The 14,640-nt window shown below is 72.5% G+C and carries 14 protein-coding genes and 1 pseudogene; 6 read left to right on the top strand and 9 right to left on the bottom strand.

The window, feature by feature from the left end; genetic code table 11:
* Positions 1-29 precede the first annotated feature (29 nt).
* The 7 genes from JHAT_RS27700 to JHAT_RS27670 all read right to left on the bottom strand — a co-directional run bounded on the left by JHAT_RS27700 (position 30) and on the right by JHAT_RS27670 (position 7,100).
* Complete coding sequence (locus tag JHAT_RS27700; protein ID WP_171991086.1) at positions 30-818, bottom strand: ABC transporter ATP-binding protein; 789 nt, start codon at positions 816-818, stop codon at positions 30-32.
* On the bottom strand, positions 811-1,740 hold the full coding sequence (locus JHAT_RS27695; protein WP_077801005.1) for an ABC transporter permease: 930 nt from the start codon (positions 1,738-1,740) through the stop codon (positions 811-813). The genes JHAT_RS27700 and JHAT_RS27695 overlap by 8 nt, the downstream gene beginning before the upstream one ends.
* 97 nt (positions 1,741-1,837) lie before the next feature.
* Complete coding sequence (locus JHAT_RS27690) at positions 1,838-2,710, bottom strand: glycosyltransferase family 2 protein (RefSeq protein WP_077801004.1); 873 nt, start codon at positions 2,708-2,710, stop codon at positions 1,838-1,840.
* Between the two features lie 8 nt (positions 2,711-2,718).
* Positions 2,719-3,498, bottom strand: a complete 780-nt coding sequence (locus JHAT_RS27685; RefSeq protein WP_171991085.1) for a CDP-alcohol phosphatidyltransferase family protein — start codon at positions 3,496-3,498, stop codon at positions 2,719-2,721.
* Positions 3,476-4,540, bottom strand: a complete 1,065-nt coding sequence (locus tag JHAT_RS27680; RefSeq protein WP_077801003.1) for an iron-containing alcohol dehydrogenase family protein — start codon at positions 4,538-4,540, stop codon at positions 3,476-3,478. The genes JHAT_RS27685 and JHAT_RS27680 overlap by 23 nt, the downstream gene beginning before the upstream one ends.
* Positions 4,528-5,280 (bottom strand): sugar phosphate nucleotidyltransferase, encoded by a 753-nt coding sequence (locus JHAT_RS27675; RefSeq protein WP_077801002.1) that lies wholly within the window; start codon positions 5,278-5,280, stop codon positions 4,528-4,530. The genes JHAT_RS27680 and JHAT_RS27675 overlap by 13 nt, the downstream gene beginning before the upstream one ends.
* On the bottom strand, positions 5,277-7,100 hold the full coding sequence (locus JHAT_RS27670; protein WP_077801001.1) for a DUF5941 domain-containing protein: 1,824 nt from the start codon (positions 7,098-7,100) through the stop codon (positions 5,277-5,279). Before JHAT_RS27670 ends, JHAT_RS27675 begins: the two co-directional genes overlap by 4 nt.
* 452 nt (positions 7,101-7,552) lie before the next feature.
* Between JHAT_RS27670 and JHAT_RS27660 the strand changes: the two genes are divergently transcribed.
* Positions 7,553-8,491: a cation diffusion facilitator family transporter gene (locus JHAT_RS27660; protein ID WP_077801000.1), complete on the top strand. Its 939-nt coding sequence runs from the start codon at positions 7,553-7,555 to the stop codon at positions 8,489-8,491.
* A 256-nt stretch (positions 8,492-8,747) separates the two neighbouring features.
* A complete protein-coding gene (gene idi, locus JHAT_RS27655) occupies positions 8,748-9,341 on the top strand; it encodes an isopentenyl-diphosphate Delta-isomerase (RefSeq protein ID WP_077800999.1) in 594 nt (197 codons plus the stop codon).
* 9 nt (positions 9,342-9,350) lie between these two features.
* Here the strand turns inward: idi and JHAT_RS27650 are convergent, their stop codons facing one another.
* Positions 9,351-9,803 carry an ATP-binding protein gene (locus JHAT_RS27650; RefSeq protein ID WP_171991088.1) on the bottom strand — a complete coding sequence of 151 codons (453 nt, stop codon included), beginning with the start codon at positions 9,801-9,803 and terminating at the stop codon, positions 9,351-9,353.
* Between the two features lie 205 nt (positions 9,804-10,008).
* Here JHAT_RS27650 and JHAT_RS27645 point away from each other — a divergent pair, with 205 nt between their 5' ends.
* A complete protein-coding gene (locus JHAT_RS27645) occupies positions 10,009-10,764 on the top strand; it encodes an enoyl-CoA hydratase/isomerase family protein (protein ID WP_077800998.1) in 756 nt (251 codons plus the stop codon).
* On the opposite strand, the pseudogene JHAT_RS35540 reads toward JHAT_RS27645, so the two are convergent.
* Positions 10,763-10,900, bottom strand: a pseudogene (locus tag JHAT_RS35540) (DJ-1/PfpI family protein); the annotation flags it as partial. The gene JHAT_RS27645 and the pseudogene JHAT_RS35540 sit on opposite strands and share 2 nt — an antisense overlap.
* 114 nt (positions 10,901-11,014) lie before the next feature.
* On the opposite strand from JHAT_RS35540, the gene JHAT_RS27635 reads away from it, so the two are divergent.
* The 3 genes from JHAT_RS27635 to JHAT_RS27630 all read left to right on the top strand — a co-directional run bounded on the left by JHAT_RS27635 (position 11,015) and on the right by JHAT_RS27630 (position 14,583).
* Positions 11,015-11,884, top strand: coding sequence for a hypothetical protein (locus tag JHAT_RS27635; RefSeq protein WP_171991084.1), 870 nt, complete (start codon positions 11,015-11,017; stop codon positions 11,882-11,884).
* Positions 11,885-11,974: 90 nt separating this feature from the next.
* The gene (locus JHAT_RS35535; RefSeq protein ID WP_253195626.1) at positions 11,975-12,100 is read left to right on the top strand and encodes an LPFR motif small protein; all 126 of its coding nucleotides are present in this window, start codon (positions 11,975-11,977) and stop codon (positions 12,098-12,100) included.
* A 116-nt stretch (positions 12,101-12,216) separates the two neighbouring features.
* Positions 12,217-14,583: a Tex family protein gene (locus tag JHAT_RS27630; RefSeq protein WP_077800996.1), complete on the top strand. Its 2,367-nt coding sequence runs from the start codon at positions 12,217-12,219 to the stop codon at positions 14,581-14,583.
* Positions 14,584-14,640: the final 57 nt, after the last annotated feature.

Below are 14,640 nucleotides of genomic sequence, written 5' to 3'. Positions count from 1 at the left end.
CGGTACGGCGGGGCCCCGGGCGTGTCGGGCTACTTGCCCGTGAACTTCTCGTACTCCCTGAGCACCTCGTCGGTCGGCCCGTCCATGCGCAGTTCGCCGCGCTCCAGCCACAGGACGCGGTTGCAGGTGTCGCGGATGGACTTGTTGTTGTGGCTGACCAGGAAGACCGTGCCGGCCTCCTTGCGCAGCTCGCGGATGCGCTGCTCGGAGCGCGCCTGGAACTTGCGGTCACCGGTGGCCAGCGCCTCGTCGATCATGAGGACGTCGTGGTCCTTGGCGGCGGCGATGGAGAAGCGCAGCCGGGCCGCCATGCCGGAGGAGTAGGTGCGCATCGGCAGGGTGATGAAGTCGCCCTTCTCGTTGATCCCGGAGAAGTCGACGATGTCCTGATACCGCTCCTTGATCTGCTCGCGGGACATGCCCATGGCGAGCCCGCCCAGGATGACGTTCCGCTCGCCGGTCAGGTCGTTCATCAGGGCCGCGTTGACGCCGAGCAGGGAGGGCTGGCCGTCGGTGTAGACCTTGCCCTTCTCGGCGGGCAGCAGACCGGCGATGGCCCGCAGCAGCGTCGACTTGCCGGATCCGTTGGAACCGATCAGGCCGATGGCCTCGCCCCGGTAGGCGACGAAGGAGACGCCCCGCACGGCGTGCACCTTGCGCACCCCGCGCGCCGCGTCGTCGGAACCCCGCTTCACGATGCGGCTGAGGGCCGCGGTGGCGCTGCCCTTGCCGGTCCTGGCGCCGTTGACGCGGTAGACGATGTGGACGTCGTCCGCGATCACCGTCGGCACCCGCTCGTCCTGCTGCTGCTCAGCCACGGCCGTACCTCTCCTCAGCCTTCCAGAAGTACACGAAGCCGCCCGCCATGGCGAGGACGGCCCAGCCGGCCGCCACCGCCCACACGTGCGGCGGGAGGTTCTCGGAGCCGTAGCCGTCGATCAGCGCGAAGCGCATCAGGTCCATGTAGACGGCCGCCGGGTTCCACTGGAGCACGTCGGCGATCCAGGACGGCTTGTCCTTCAGCATGACCGGGATGGAGAACATGACGCCGGAGGCGTACATCCAGGTCCGCATGACGAACGGCATCAGCTGCGCCAGGTCCGGCGTCTTCGCCCCCATCCGGGCCATGATCAGCGCCAGCCCGGTGTTGAAGAGGAACTGCAGGACGAGCGCCGGGACGATCAGCAGCCAGGACAGGGTGGGGTAGCTGCCGAAGACCGCGACCACGACGAAGAGCACGATCATCGAGAAGAGCAGCTGCTGGAGCTGCTGGAGCGCGAAGGAGACCGGCAGCGAGGCGCGCGGGAAGTGCAGCGCGCGCACCAGGCCCAGGTTGCCGGAGATCGCCCGCACGCCGGCCATCGTCGAGGACTGCGTGAAGGTGAAGACGAAGATGCCCGTCACCAGGAACGGGATGTACACGTCCTTCGACATGCCCTTGCCCGCGCCCAGGATCAGGCCGAAGATCAGGTAGTAGACCAGCGCGTTCAGCAGCGGGGTGGCCACCTGCCACAGCTGGCCGAGCTTGGCCTGGCTGTACTGGGCGGTCAGCTTCGCCTGGGAGAAGGCGAGGATGAAGTGCCGCCGCCCCCAGAGCTGACGGACGTACTCGACGAGGGACGGCCGGGCGCCGCTCACGGCCAGCCCGTACTTGGCGGCGAGCTGCGCCGCCGTGAGGCCCTCGTCGGGCGACACGGGCGCGGCCGTCACGACCGTGCCGTCGTGCGTTGTCTCACTCACTGATGGAAACTTTCGTCTTCGTCGATGCGTGGCCCGTGCGGGCCCGGCATGAACCGGTCGGCCTCGGACGGCCGGGGTGCTCTCGGGTACGAGCTTGTCAGATCACCGGGGGCCGGCCCAGCCGGGTCAGCCGCCACACCGTACGCCACTTCATGGGCCGGCGAGGACCGCACGGGGTGGACCAGCCTTCGCGGAACCCGCCGAACCAGGCCTTCAGCGCCGGACGCGAGGGGCGGCGCAGCAGCGTGAGCAGCAGCCACACCCCGAGGTAGACCGGCACGAGGAGCGCGGGGAGGTTGCGGCGGGCGAGCCAGACCCGGTTGCGGGCGACCATGCGGTGGTAGACCGCGTGCCGCGAGGGTGCGGTCGTCGGGTGGTACAGCACCATGTCGGACCGGTAGTCGATCATCCAGCCGGCGTCGAGGGCCCGCCAGGCCAGGTCGGTCTCCTCGTGGGCGTAGAAGAACTCGTCCGGCAGGTTGCCGACCTCGGCGAGGACGCGGGTGCGCACCGCGTTGGCGCCGCCGAGGAACGTGGTCACCCGGGAGGAGCGCATCGGGTCGGAGGCGCGCAGGCGCGGCACGTGCCGGCGCTGGGTCTCGCCGGTGTCCGGGTCGGCGATGCGGAAGCTGATGATGCCGAGCTCCGGATCGTCCGTGAACGCCCTGCGGCACAGCTCGGCGGTGTCGGTGCGGGCGAGCAGGCCGTCGTCGTCGAGGAAGAGCAGGACGTCGACGTCGGTGCCGCCGGGGCCGAAGGCCTCGATGCCGACGTTGCGGCCGCCGGGGATGCCCAGGTTCTCCGGCAGCTCGACGGTGCGGACGCCGGCGGGCACCTCCGGGACGGGCGAGCCGTTGCCGACGACGACCACCTCGACCGGGTCGCCGTCCTGCCCGGCGACCGAGTCGAGCAGGGCGCGCAGTTCCTCGGGGCGGTTGCCCATGGTGATGACGACCGCGCCGACCTTCATGGCCGCGCTCACTTCAGCCTGCTGGAGGCGAGGACGGACACCAGGTGCAGCAGGGTCTGCAGCAGGGCGATGCCGGCGAGCACGGCGGTGCCGAGGCGGGTGAAGAACAGGTCGCCGCGGGCCTGGTCCACGATCGCGAGGACGAGGATCAGCAGGGACGCCTCGATGCCGAGGATCAGCCGGTGGAACTTGAGCGCCCCGGCGGCCCGGCGGGCCAGCGCCATGCCGGAGGAGCGGATCTCGGAGGCGGACTCCTTGACGGGCGGCATCCCGGCCTGGTGCCGGGCCACGCCGACCAGGTCGGTCTCCGCCTTGATCAGGATCGCGCCGAGGGCGGCCAGGGTGCCGAGGAAGGCCCACAGCCAGTCGATCCGCCCGGTGCCGAACAGGTCGGCGGCGCGCAGGCCGAGGCCGACCAGGACCGCGGCGTCGGTGAGGTAGGCACCGACCCGGTCCAGGTAGACGCCGCCGAGGGAGTACTGCTTCTTCCAGCGCGCGATCTCGCCGTCGACGCAGTCCAGCAGCAGGTACAGCTGGACCGCGACCACGCCGAGCACGGCGCCCCAGATGCCCGGCACGAGCAGCGCCGGGGCCGCCAGCACGCCGCAGACCGTCATCAGGTACGTGAGCTGGTTGGGCGTGATCCTGGTGTTCACCAGGTAGCGGTCGATCCGCAGCGAGACCTCGCGCATGTAGAGGCGTCCCGCCCAGTGCTCCCCGCTGCGCCGGTCCTTGACCCCCGCGGGGTGCACGACCGGGCGGAGTTCAGCTACCGATGGCCTTGACATAGTCGGCGTACGCGTCCCTGATCTGGTCGGTGGAGAGATTGAGGTGTTCGAGGATGGTGTAGCGGCCGGGCCGCGTGTGCGGGGCGTAGTCGACGGCCTGCACGAACTCGTCCAGGTCGAAGCCGATCTCGCCGGGCAGGACGGGCAGGCCGTGGTGGCGCAGTACCTCCGCCATCCGTCCGGCCGTCTCCGTGTCGCCGCGCAGGAACGTGGCGAACGCCCCGCCGAGGCCGCACTGCTCGCCGTGGAGCGCGCTGCGCTTGGGGAACCGCAGGTCGAAGGCGTGGCTGATCTCGTGGCAGGCGCCCGACGCGGGACGGCTGTCCCCGGCCACGGACATCGAGATGCCGCACAGCACCAACGCCTCGGCGAGCGTCGTCAGGAACGGGTCGTCGCCGGTGCCGCCGGGGTGGTGCAGTACGGCCTCGGCCGCCTGCCGGGCCATCGCGGCGGCCAGGCCGTCGACCTTCTCGCCGTTCTCGCGGTGCGAGAGCTCCCAGTCGGCCACGGCGGAGATCTTGCAGATCACGTCGCCGATACCGGCCCGCACGTAGCGCACCGGGGCCTCGCGGATCACGTCGAGGTCGATGACGATGCCGATCGGGTTGGGCACGCCGTAGGAACCGCGGCCCGCGTCGTTGTCCAGTGTGGCGACCGGCGAGCACAGCCCGTCGTTGGCCAGGTTGGTGGCGACCGCGACCAGCGGCAGGCCCACCCGGGCCGCCGCGTACTTGGCGCAGTCGATGACCTTGCCGCCGCCGATGCCGACCACCGCGTCGTAGCGGCCGGCCTTCTTGATGGAGTCGGCGAGCCGGACGGCTCCGTCGATGGTGCCGTCGGCCTCCGCGAACCACTCGGCGCCCGGGAAGGCCGCGCCGAACCGCTCGCGCAGCACGCGGCCGGAGCCGTTGCTGATGGCGAAGGCCAGCCGCCCCGAGGACGAGATCCGCTCGTCGGAGAGGATCGCCGCCAGGTCGTCCAGGGCACCCCGGCGGATGTCCACGACGACCGGTGACGGGATGAGCCTCGTCAGTACCGGCACGCGATCTCCCGTCCCCTGGCGAGGTCGTCGTGGTTGTCGATCTCGACCCACTTGACGTCGCCGATGGGCTCCACGTCGATCCGGAAGCCGCGGTCGACCAGCTCCTGGTAGCCGTCCTCGTAGTAGAGCTGCGGGTCGCGCTCGAAGGTGGCCTTCAGCGCGTCGGCCAGCTCCGCGGCGGCCTCGCCCTCGATGAGGGTGACGCCGATGTACTCGCCGGTCGCCTCGGCCGGGTCCATCAGCTTGGTGATGCGCCGGACGCCCCCGTCGGGGTCGACGACGACCTTCATCTCCTCGTCGGCGAGGGACTTCACGGTGTCCAGCGCGAGGATGATCCTCTTGCCGTCGCCGCGGGCGGCGAGCAGGCTCTTCTCGACGGAGACCGGGTGCACGGTGTCGCCGTTGGCGAGGATCACGCCGTCCTCGAGGGCGCCGCGGCCGCACCACAGGGAGTAGGCGTTGTTCCACTCCTCGGCCTTGTCGTTGTCGATCAGGGTGAGCTCGACGCCGTACTTCTGCTCCAGCGCCGCCTTGCGCTCGTACACGGCCTCCTTGCGGTACCCGACGATGATCCCGACCTCGGTGAGGCCGACCTCGGCGAAGTTCGCCAGTGTCAGGTCCAGGACCGTGATCCCGTCCTCCGCTCCCTCGGGACCGACCGGGACCAGTGCCTTGGGCAGGGTGTCGGTGTAGGGGCGCAGACGGCGACCGGCGCCGGCCGCCAGCACGAGGCCGATCATGCGGGTTCTCCTTCGTCGTGTACGGCGGGTGCGCCGGCCTTGTGGGCGGCGACCCAGAAGCGGATGCTCTCGACGAGCACCACGAGGGCGACGGCCACGGCGAGAACCGTGAGCGCGACCGTGAACCGGGAGGCGGTGAGCAGCACGGCCAGCACCGTGACCAGCAGCGTGCGGCCCTCGTGCCCCCCGGCCGCCCGCACCAGCCAGTGCGGAGGCGCACCCGCGTCGCCGCGGATGCGGTAGACCGTGTCGTAGTGATGGTAGGCGACCGCGGCCACCAGCCCGAAAGCCGCCGGAAGCGCCCCGTTCACGTCCGCTTTCGCCGCCAGTACGAGAACCGTGCCGTACTCGGCGGCCCGGAGGAACGGCGGGACCAGCCAGTCGAGGGCGCCCTTGAGGGGGCGGGCGACGGCGAGGGCGGACGTCAGCACGTAGACGATCGCGCCGGCGACGGGCCAGGGGCCGCCGAAGTCGGTGAACGCGGCCGTCGCGACGACGGCGGCGCCGCCGAGGAGGGCGACGGCGGGGGCGGTGAAGCCGGGCAGCCGGCGGGCGGGCCCCCGCAGGCCCCTGGCGGCGGCCTCGGCGAGCGGACCGGAGTCGGCGAGGTCGGCGAGCGCCTTCGCCGCCCGGTCGGTGCGGGTGGCCCGGCGGGTCAGCGAGCGCAGGACGCGGCCCGCCGTGGTGTACGTCGCGGCGAACGCGCAGCCGATCAGCAGCGCGTAGAAGGTGATCCGGGGGGTGGTGGCCGCGGTCAGGACGGCGATCATGGCCCAGCGTTCGCCGATGGGCAGGACGATCATGCGGCGCACCCAGACCGTCCAGCCGACGCTGTCGAGCTTGTCGGAGAGGGCCGCGGTGGGGCTGGTGTTGGCGGTGGCGTCGTGGTTGGCCTCGTTGAAGGAGAAGTCCACGACGTGCCGGCAGGTCTGGAGGACCATCGCGCCGAGCGCGAGGGCCCACACGTCGTCGTGGCCGCCGCCGCGGGCGGCGCCGAGGGCGAGGCCCGCGTAGTAGGCGTACTCCTTGGCCCGGTCGAAGGTGGCGTCCAGCCAGGCGCCGAGCGTGGAGTACTGCAGGGAGTAGCGGGCGAGCTGCCCGTCGGTGCAGTCGAGGACGAAGGAGGCGATCAGCAGGACGCCGGCGGCGACGAAGCCGCCGCGGGTGCCGGTGGCCGCGCAGCCCGCCGCTATGAGCGCGGTGAGCAGGGAGGCGGTGGTGACCTGGTTGGGGGTCAGCCCGCGCCGTGCGCACCAGCGGGCGATGTAGCGGGAGTAGGGGCTGATGAAGAAGGTGGTGACGAAGCCGTCACGGGCCTTGACCGCCGACTTCAGGCGTACGGCCTCGTCGTCGACGGCGGCGACGGCCTGCCGCGCCTCGTTGCGGGCCTGCGGGTCGGCGGGGACGACGGCGACGAGACTGCCGAGCTCCGGCCGGTGCAGGTCGGCGCCGTCGGCGTCGAGTGCGCCGGCGATCCGGTCGGCGAGGCCTTCCGGGGCCACCGCCGTACCGCCGCCGACGGAACCCTCCCGGGCCATCGCGCGGGTGAGGGCCCGGCGGGCGGCCGGCTGGGCGGTCACGGCGCCGGGGATCGCGGCGAGCGGGAAGCGGGGGTCGGTGAGGCCGAGGCGCAGGGCGTGCGGATGGCCCACGAAGCGGGCGTCGACGACGGCGACCCGCTCTCCGCCCGGCACCCGGGCCAGGAGCGTCTCGGCGTCGGCCGCGTCGGAGGCGAGCCGGACGTCGAAGCCGAGGGACCGCAGCTCGCTCTCGAGGGACGAACCGGGGACCGGCTGGCCGGTGAGGATGGCGGTCGACAACCGAACTCACTCCCTGGTGCCGACGCCGGTGCGCCGGTCCTGTGCATGGTGGGACGCCCGTGCCTGAGGCGTCCGGGCGGCATGTCGGCAGAGGTTATCGGATGCCTGGAACACCGTGTTCACCGCCCGTTTCCCGGTCGGTCGACACCGTGCGCTCCCGCCTCGGCCGCGATCATCATCGGTGATCCGGGGCCCGCCCCACAAACCGCGCCCCGCAAACGGACATCAGGGGCGTCGCGCAGGGTCGAGAAGTGTTCGCGGAGGGTCAGGACGGCACGCGGGCGAGCGGGCGCCGACGGCGCCCCCGGTGCGCGTCCGCAGCCGGGCGGCGCCCTGACCTGCGAAACGTTTCCGCAGGTCAGGTCATATGACAACGGTGTTCAGTGCCGCGTTGCCCCATACCCCCCACCCGTAGTTGACTGGGGTTCCGCGGACAGAGGGAGGCGGCTTCCATGGGGGCTGGGCACGATCACGGACACGCGCACGGCGCGCACGGCGGGGGGACGGCGACGGCCGCGTACCGCGGCAGGCTGCGGGGCGCGCTGGCGATCACGCTCACCGTCATGGTCGTCGAGATCGTCGGCGGTGTGCTCGCCGACTCGCTCGCCCTGGTCGCCGACGCGGCGCACATGGCGACGGACGCCCTCGGACTGGGCATGGCCCTGCTGGCGATCCACTTCGCGAACCGGCCGCCGAGCGACCGGCGCACCTTCGGCTACGCCCGTGCGGAGATCCTCGCGGCCCTGGCGAACTGTGTGCTGCTGCTCGGGGTCGGCGGGTACGTCCTGTACGAGGCGATCGAGCGGTTCGTCACACCGGCCGACACCGCGGGCGGGCTGACCGTCGTCTTCGGCGCGATCGGCCTGGTGGCGAACATGGTGTCGCTGGCCCTGCTGATGCGGGGGCAGCAGGAGAGCCTGAACGTGCGCGGTGCCTTCCTGGAGGTCGCGGCGGACGCGCTGGGCTCACTGGCGGTGATCGTCTCGGCGCTGGTCATCCTGGCCACGGGCTGGCAGGCCGCCGACCCGATCGCCTCCCTGGTGATCGGCCTGATGATCGTGCCGCGCACGTGGCGGCTGCTGCGCGAGACGCTGGACGTGCTGCTGGAGGCGGCGCCGAAGGGTGTGGACATCGCCGAGGTGCGCGCCCACATACTGGCGCTGGACGGCGTCGAGGACGTCCACGACCTGCACGCGTGGACCATCACGTCGGGCATGCCGGTGCTGTCGGCGCACGTGGTGGTGAGCGGCGAGGCGCTGAACGCGATCGGTCACGAGAAGATGCTGCACGAGCTGCAGGGCTGCCTGGGCGACCACTTCGACGTGGAGCACTGCACCTTCCAGCTGGAGCCCGGCGGGCACGCGCAGCACGAGGCCCGGCTGTGCCACTGAGGCGCGGGCGCTCCGGCTCTCCTCCCGCTCCCCGCGGTCCCTCCGTTCCCTCCCCGTCGCGCACGGGTCGGGCCCCGGACGGTTCCCCGTGGGCGACACCGGGCACGCTTCCGGACCGTGGGCCCCTCCTCGGCACCGACCGGTGCAGACCGCCGTTCCGCGTCGTCGCGCGGGACATGCGGGTGTGCCGGAAGTGCCGAGCGTGCCTGATTCGTGGGGCACACTTGGGGCGCGAGGACCGATGTGAAGGATGGGTATGCCGATCACTCCTGCCACCGCGACGCACAGTTCGTCGAACGGCACCGCAGACGCGATTTTGCTGGAACTGGTCGACGAGAACGGCGTGACGGTCGGTACCGCGGAGAAGCTCGCCGCGCATCAGCCGCCGGGGCAGCTGCACCGCGCCTTCTCCGTGTTCCTCTTCGACGAGCGCGGCCGGCTGCTGCTCCAGCAGCGGGCGCTCGGCAAGTACCACTCCCCCGGTGTGTGGTCCAACACCTGCTGCGGCCACCCCTACCCCGGCGAGGCGCCGTTCGCGGCGGCCGCCCGGCGCACCTTCGAGGAGCTGGGCGTCTCCCCGACGCTGCTGGCCGAGGCGGGCACGGTGCGCTACAACCACCCGGACCCGGCCTCGGGCCTGGTGGAGCAGGAGTACAACCACCTGTTCGTCGGCCTGGTGCAGGCGCCGCCGCGGCCCGATCCGGAGGAGGTGGCCGAGACGGTCTTCGTGACCCCGGGCGAGCTGGCCGAACGGCACGCGAAGGACACCTTCTCGGCGTGGTTCATGACGGTGCTGGACGCGGCCCGGCCCGCCGTCCGCGAGCTGACGGGGCCGTCCGCCGGCTGGTGAACGGGCCCGCTACCGCGGGGCGTGCTCGAGCGGCAGGGCGGCCCAGATCACCTTGCCGCCGTTCGCCGTGTGGGCCACGTCGCAGGCCCCGCCCGCCTCCCGGGTGATCTCCCGGACCAGGAGCAGCCCGCGTCCGCCCGTCCGCCCGTGGTCGGTCTCCAGGGCGGTCGGGCGGTAGGGGTGGTCATCCTCCACGGACACCCGGACCCACTCGGGTCCGACGGCGACCTCCACGGCGAGTGTCGGCGACAGCACCGCCGCGTGCCGGACGGCGTTCGTGACCAGCTCCGAGACGATCAGCAGCAGGCCCTGGGCCACGTCGTCGGAAACCGGCACGCCCTGGCGCACCAGCAGGTCCCGGACCGCGTGCCGGGCCTGCGGGACGGAGGCGTCGACGGCGGGCGCGGTGAACCGCCACACGCCTTCGTACGGCAGCGGCCGTGCGGGCCCGGTCTCGTCCATCGTCCGGTCGCCGCCCTCGGGCTCGATTGTCACCACACCCCAGAGTGTTGGTAACGCGTCCTTCCGCGCCGGAGGACTGAACACAAGTCGGCGGGTATCGAACGGTTCTGATCGCCGGCGTATGACCCGGTCGGTTGTGGGACCGTTCCTGTTCCGCTCGTCCCCTCTCCGCGAACTCTTCGTACGGGCGGATAACATCCCGCCCATGGAGCCGCAGCTGCTGCACCGGGTCTCCGACTCGGTCGCCACCGTCGTCGTCCACCACCCGGCCAAGCGCAACGCCATGACGACCGCGATGTGGCGGGCGCTGCCGGAGCTGCTCGGCACCCTGGCGGGCGATCCCGCGGTGCGGGCGCTGGTGCTCACCGGTGAGGGCGCGACGTTCTGCGCCGGGGCCGACATCTCGACCCTGCGAGACTCCGCGCAGGAGGCGCAACTGCTCGCCGTGCGCGCCGAGGAGGCCCTCGCGGCCTTCCCCAAGCCGACGCTGGCGGTGGTCCGCGGTCACTGCGTGGGCGGCGGGGCCCAGTTGGCGGCGGCCTGCGATCTTCGGTTCGCCGAGGAGGGTGCCCTGTTCGGGGTGACCCCCGCCAAGCTCGGCGTGGTGTATCCGGCGTCGGCGACCCGGCGGCTGGTGTCGCTGGTGGGCCCGGCCACCGCGAAGTACCTGCTGTTCTCGGGTGAGTTGATCGACGCCGGGCGGGCGCTGCGCACGGGCTTGGTCGACGAGGTGCTGCCGGGGGAAGAACTCGACGAGCGGGTCGCCGAGTTCACCCGCGTCCTGGTCTCCCGTTCACAGCTGACGCAGGCGGCGGCGAAGGAGTTCGCGAACGGGCGCACCGACCGGGACGAGCACTGGGCCGCGCAGGCGCGCGGCAGCGGCGACACCGCGGAGGGCGTCGCCGCGTTCCTGGAGCGCAGGCGGCCGCGCTTCGGCTGGAGCGTGCCCGCGTCGGGGTGAACCGGCCCCGGGTGCGGAACCCCTCGGCGAGACGCGCGGGTGTCTTCCGCGGGGACCCGGTGTCGTAGGGCGGCTGCGGGTCGTCCTCCGTGAGCAGCCGGACCGCCCGGGCGTGCTCGTCGCCGGCGATCCGGCCGCCGCCGGTTCCCCGGCCGCCCTGCGGTGACCGCGATGACGATTCCCCCACCTTTCCCGCCGTGGTCCCCCACTCCCCTGGAGAACGTACTGAGCGGTTGGTAACGTGCCGGGCATGACAACCGCCGCTCTCGACGCCCGTGCCGGCCGCCGCTGCCACAACGCGCTGAACTCGCTGCACTCGACGCACTACTTCTCGCCCGACCTGGGCCGGGAGCTGGCGGCCCTCGGGGTCACCGACCCCCGGGCCGTCAACTTCGCGGTGCGTGCCGCCGCCCTCGGCCCGGTCGGGGCCGGCGCCGTGACGGCGGCGTTCTACAACTACAAGCACGACCTGGTGGCGCGGCACGTGCCCGCCGTGTGGGAGACCGTCACGCCCGCCCAGGTCCTGGCCGCCCGCACGCGCGCCGTCGACGCGACGCTGCGTCGCCTGCTGGGCGAGGAGGCCGTGGCGTCCGCGGAGATGGCGGAGGCGGCCGAACTGGCGCTGCGGGCCGCCGAGGGCTGCTCGCGCAGCGCCCGTCCGCTGTACTCGGCCCACGCCGACCTGCCCGTGCCCGGCGAGCCGCACCTGGCGCTGTGGCACGCGGCGACGCTGCTGCGCGAGCACCGGGGCGACGGGCACCTCGCCGCGCTGCTGGCCGCGGGCCTCGACGGCCTGGAGGCCCTGGTGACGCACACCGCGACCGGCAAGGGAATGGCGCCGAAGTGGGTGTTCGCCACCCGGGGCTGGAGCCGGGAGGAGTGGGACGCGGCGTCGGACCGGCTGCGGGAGCGCGGACTGCTCGACGACGCCGGTGAGCTGACCGAGCGGGGCGTCGCCCTGCGCGACGGGATCGAGCGGGAGACGGACCGGATGGGCGAGGCCCCGTACGCGCACCTGGGCGCGGAGGGCGTGGCGCGTCTGACGGAGCTCGGGGCGGGCTTCGCGCGCAGGGCGCTCGAAGCCCGCGCCTTCCCGGCGGATCTGTTCGGCAAGCGCTGAGTCGTGCGCGCGCACGGGGCATGCGGGGCCGATGCGGAGGTACCCGTACTTCTCCCGGCCGGAGGGGCCGGGAGGAGAAAGGGGCTTTTCGTGTTCCGTGCCATCGCAGACGTCCTGCGCCAGATCGGCGGCGCCGTCGCCACCGTCGTCACGCTTCCCTTCCGGGCCCTGGCCCGGCTCTTCGGCGGGGCCTCGTCCTCGGCCCGCAGGGCCTGACGCGGCGTCCCCGCGTCGTCCGGCCGCGACGGGCCCGGGTGGCGCCCTGATCCCCGATTGTCGGTGTCACCTGCCACAATTGCCGCGCAACCTCTGTGAGAAGGCGGTACGGGATCGTGACGACACCCGGGTCCAGCGCGTCCATCGACGTGAGGTCCATCGAAAGCAGGATCGCCGACGAACTCGGCGTACGGGAGCGGCAGGTGAAGGCCGCGGTGGAGCTGCTCGACGGCGGCTCGACGGTGCCCTTCATCGCCCGCTACCGCAAGGAAGCGACCGAGATGCTCGACGACGCGCAGCTGCGCACGCTCGAGGAACGGCTGCGCTATCTGCGGGAGCTGGAGGAGCGGCGCACGGCGATCCTCGACTCGGTGCGCGAGCAGGGCAAGCTCACCGAGGAACTCGAGGCCCGGATCCGTGAGGCGGAGACCAAGGCCCGCCTGGAGGACATCTACCTGCCGTTCAAGCCCAAGCGGCGCACGAAGGCGCAGATCGCGCGGGAGGCCGGTCTGGAGCCACTGGCCGAGGGGCTGCTCGGCGACCCGTCGGTGGACCCGCTCGCCGCGGCCGCCGCGTTCGTCGACGCCGACAAGGGCGTGGCCGATCCCCAGGCCGCCCTGGACGGTGCCCGGGCGATCCTCACCGAGAAGTTCTCGGAGGACGCCGACCTGATCGGCGAGCTGCGCGAGCGGATGTGGGCGCACGGGCGGCTCGCCGCCCGGGTGAAGGCGGGCAAGGAGGAGGCCGGCGCCAAGTTCGCCGACTACTTCGACTTCGCCGAGCCGTTCACCGAGCTGCCCTCGCACCGGATCCTGGCGATGCTGCGCGGCGAGAAGGAGGACGTCCTCGACCTCGTCCTGGAGCCCGAGGAGCCCACCGACGGGCCGTCGTCGTACGAGGGGATCGTCGCCGACAGGTTCGGGATCGCCGACCGCGGCCGGCCCGGCGACAAGTGGCTCGCGGACACGGTCCGCTGGGCCTGGCGCACCCGCATCCTGGTCCACCTCGGCATCGACCTGCGGCTGCGGCTGCGCACGGCCGCCGAGGACGAGGCGGTGAACGTCTTCGCCGCCAACCTGCGCGACCTGCTGCTGGCCGCCCCGGCCGGCACGCGTGCCACGCTCGGCCTCGACCCGGGCTTCCGCACGGGTGTGAAGGTCGCCGTGGTCGACGCGACCGGCAAGGTCGTGGCCACCGACGTGATCCACCCGCACGTCCCGGCCAACCGGTGGGACGAGGCGATCGCCAAGCTGGCGCGGCTGGCGAAGGAGCACGCGGTCGAGCTGATCGCGATCGGCAACGGCACGGCGTCCCGGGAGACCGACAAGCTCGCCGGTGAACTCATCGCCAGGCACCCTGACCTGAAGCTCACCAAGGTGATGGTGTCCGAGGCCGGCGCCTCGGTGTACTCGGCGTCCGCCTTCGCCTCGCAGGAACTGCCCGACATGGACGTGTCGCTGCGCGGCGCCGTGTCGATCGCGCGGCGGCTCCAGGACCCGCTGGCCGAGCTGGTGAAGATCGACCCGAAGTCGATCGGCGTCGGCCAGTACCAGCACGACCTGTCCGAGGTGAAGCTGTCGCGCTCGCTGGACGCGGTGGTCGAGGACTGCGTGAACGGCGTGGGCGTGGACGTCAACACGGCCTCCGCGCCGCTGCTGGCCCGCGTCTCCGGCATCACCTCCGGGCTCGCCGAGAACATCGTGGCGCACCGGGACGCGAACGGGCCGTTCCGGTCGCGGACCGAGCTGAAGAAGGTGTCGCGGCTGGGTCCGAAGGCGTACGAGCAGTGCGCGGGCTTCCTGCGGATCCGGGGCGGCGACGACCCGCTGGACGCGTCCAGCGTGCACCCCGAGGCGTATCCCGTGGTGCGGCGGATGGTGAAGACCGCCGGGCAGGACGTGGCCGGGCTGATCGGCAACACGGGTGTCCTGCGGTCGCTGAGGCCGGCGGAGTTCGTGGACGAGAAGTTCGGTCTGCCGACGGTCTCCGACATCCTGCGGGAGCTGGAGAAGCCGGGGCGCGACCCGCGGCCGGCCTTCAGGACGGCCACCTTCAAGGAGGGCGTGGAGAAGATCTCCGACCTGGCGTCCGGGATGGTCCTGGAGGGGGTCGTCACGAACGTGGCCGCGTTCGGGGCGTTCGTGGACGTCGGTGTGCACCAGGACGGGCTGGTGCACGTGTCGGCGATGTCGAAGACCTTCGTGAAGGACCCCCGGGACGTGGTCAAGCCCGGGGACATCGTGAAGGTGAAGGTGCTGGACGTCGACATCCCGCGCAAGCGGATCTCGTTGACGTTGCGGCTGGACGACGAGGCCGCTCCGCAGGGGGAGCAGCCTCGCGGTCAGCAGCGGGGGGCGCGGCAGGGAGGCCGGCCCCCGAAGCAGCGGCAGCAGGGCGCCGGGGGGAAGGGGCGGGGCTCGGCGGCGCCCGCTCCGGCCAACGGGGCGATGGCGGACGCGCTGCGGCGGGCCGGGCTGGCGTAGGCGTCCGGCGCCGGTGCGGGCGGGGGTGGGTGCGCGGTCCGGCGCTTGCCGGGTGCC

Source organism: Streptomyces sp. JHA26 (genome assembly GCF_002005565.1).
GTDB lineage: Bacteria > Actinomycetota > Actinomycetes > Streptomycetales > Streptomycetaceae > Streptomyces.
The sequence above is the reverse complement of the archived record's forward strand: the minus strand, read 5'-3'. Positions and strand labels throughout refer to the sequence as shown.

What these genes read in the sequence shown, in the direction of transcription:
- JHAT_RS27660 (WP_077801000.1), top strand. Translation starts at nt 7,553, where the DNA reads ATGGGGGCTGGGCACGATCACGGACACGCGCACGGCGCGCACGGCGGG.
- idi (WP_077800999.1), top strand. Translation starts at nt 8,748, where the DNA reads ATGCCGATCACTCCTGCCACCGCGACGCACAGTTCGTCGAACGGCACC.
- JHAT_RS27685 (WP_171991085.1), bottom strand. Translation starts at nt 3,498, where the DNA reads ATGTCAAGGCCATCGGTAGCTGAACTCCGCCCGGTCGTGCACCCCGCG.
- JHAT_RS27675 (WP_077801002.1), bottom strand. Translation starts at nt 5,280, where the DNA reads ATGATCGGCCTCGTGCTGGCGGCCGGCGCCGGTCGCCGTCTGCGCCCC.
- JHAT_RS27650 (WP_171991088.1), bottom strand. Translation starts at nt 9,803, where the DNA reads ATGGACGAGACCGGGCCCGCACGGCCGCTGCCGTACGAAGGCGTGTGG.
- JHAT_RS27645 (WP_077800998.1), top strand. Translation starts at nt 10,009, where the DNA reads ATGGAGCCGCAGCTGCTGCACCGGGTCTCCGACTCGGTCGCCACCGTC.
- JHAT_RS27635 (WP_171991084.1), top strand. Translation starts at nt 11,015, where the DNA reads ATGACAACCGCCGCTCTCGACGCCCGTGCCGGCCGCCGCTGCCACAAC.
- JHAT_RS27690 (WP_077801004.1), bottom strand. Translation starts at nt 2,710, where the DNA reads ATGAAGGTCGGCGCGGTCGTCATCACCATGGGCAACCGCCCCGAGGAA.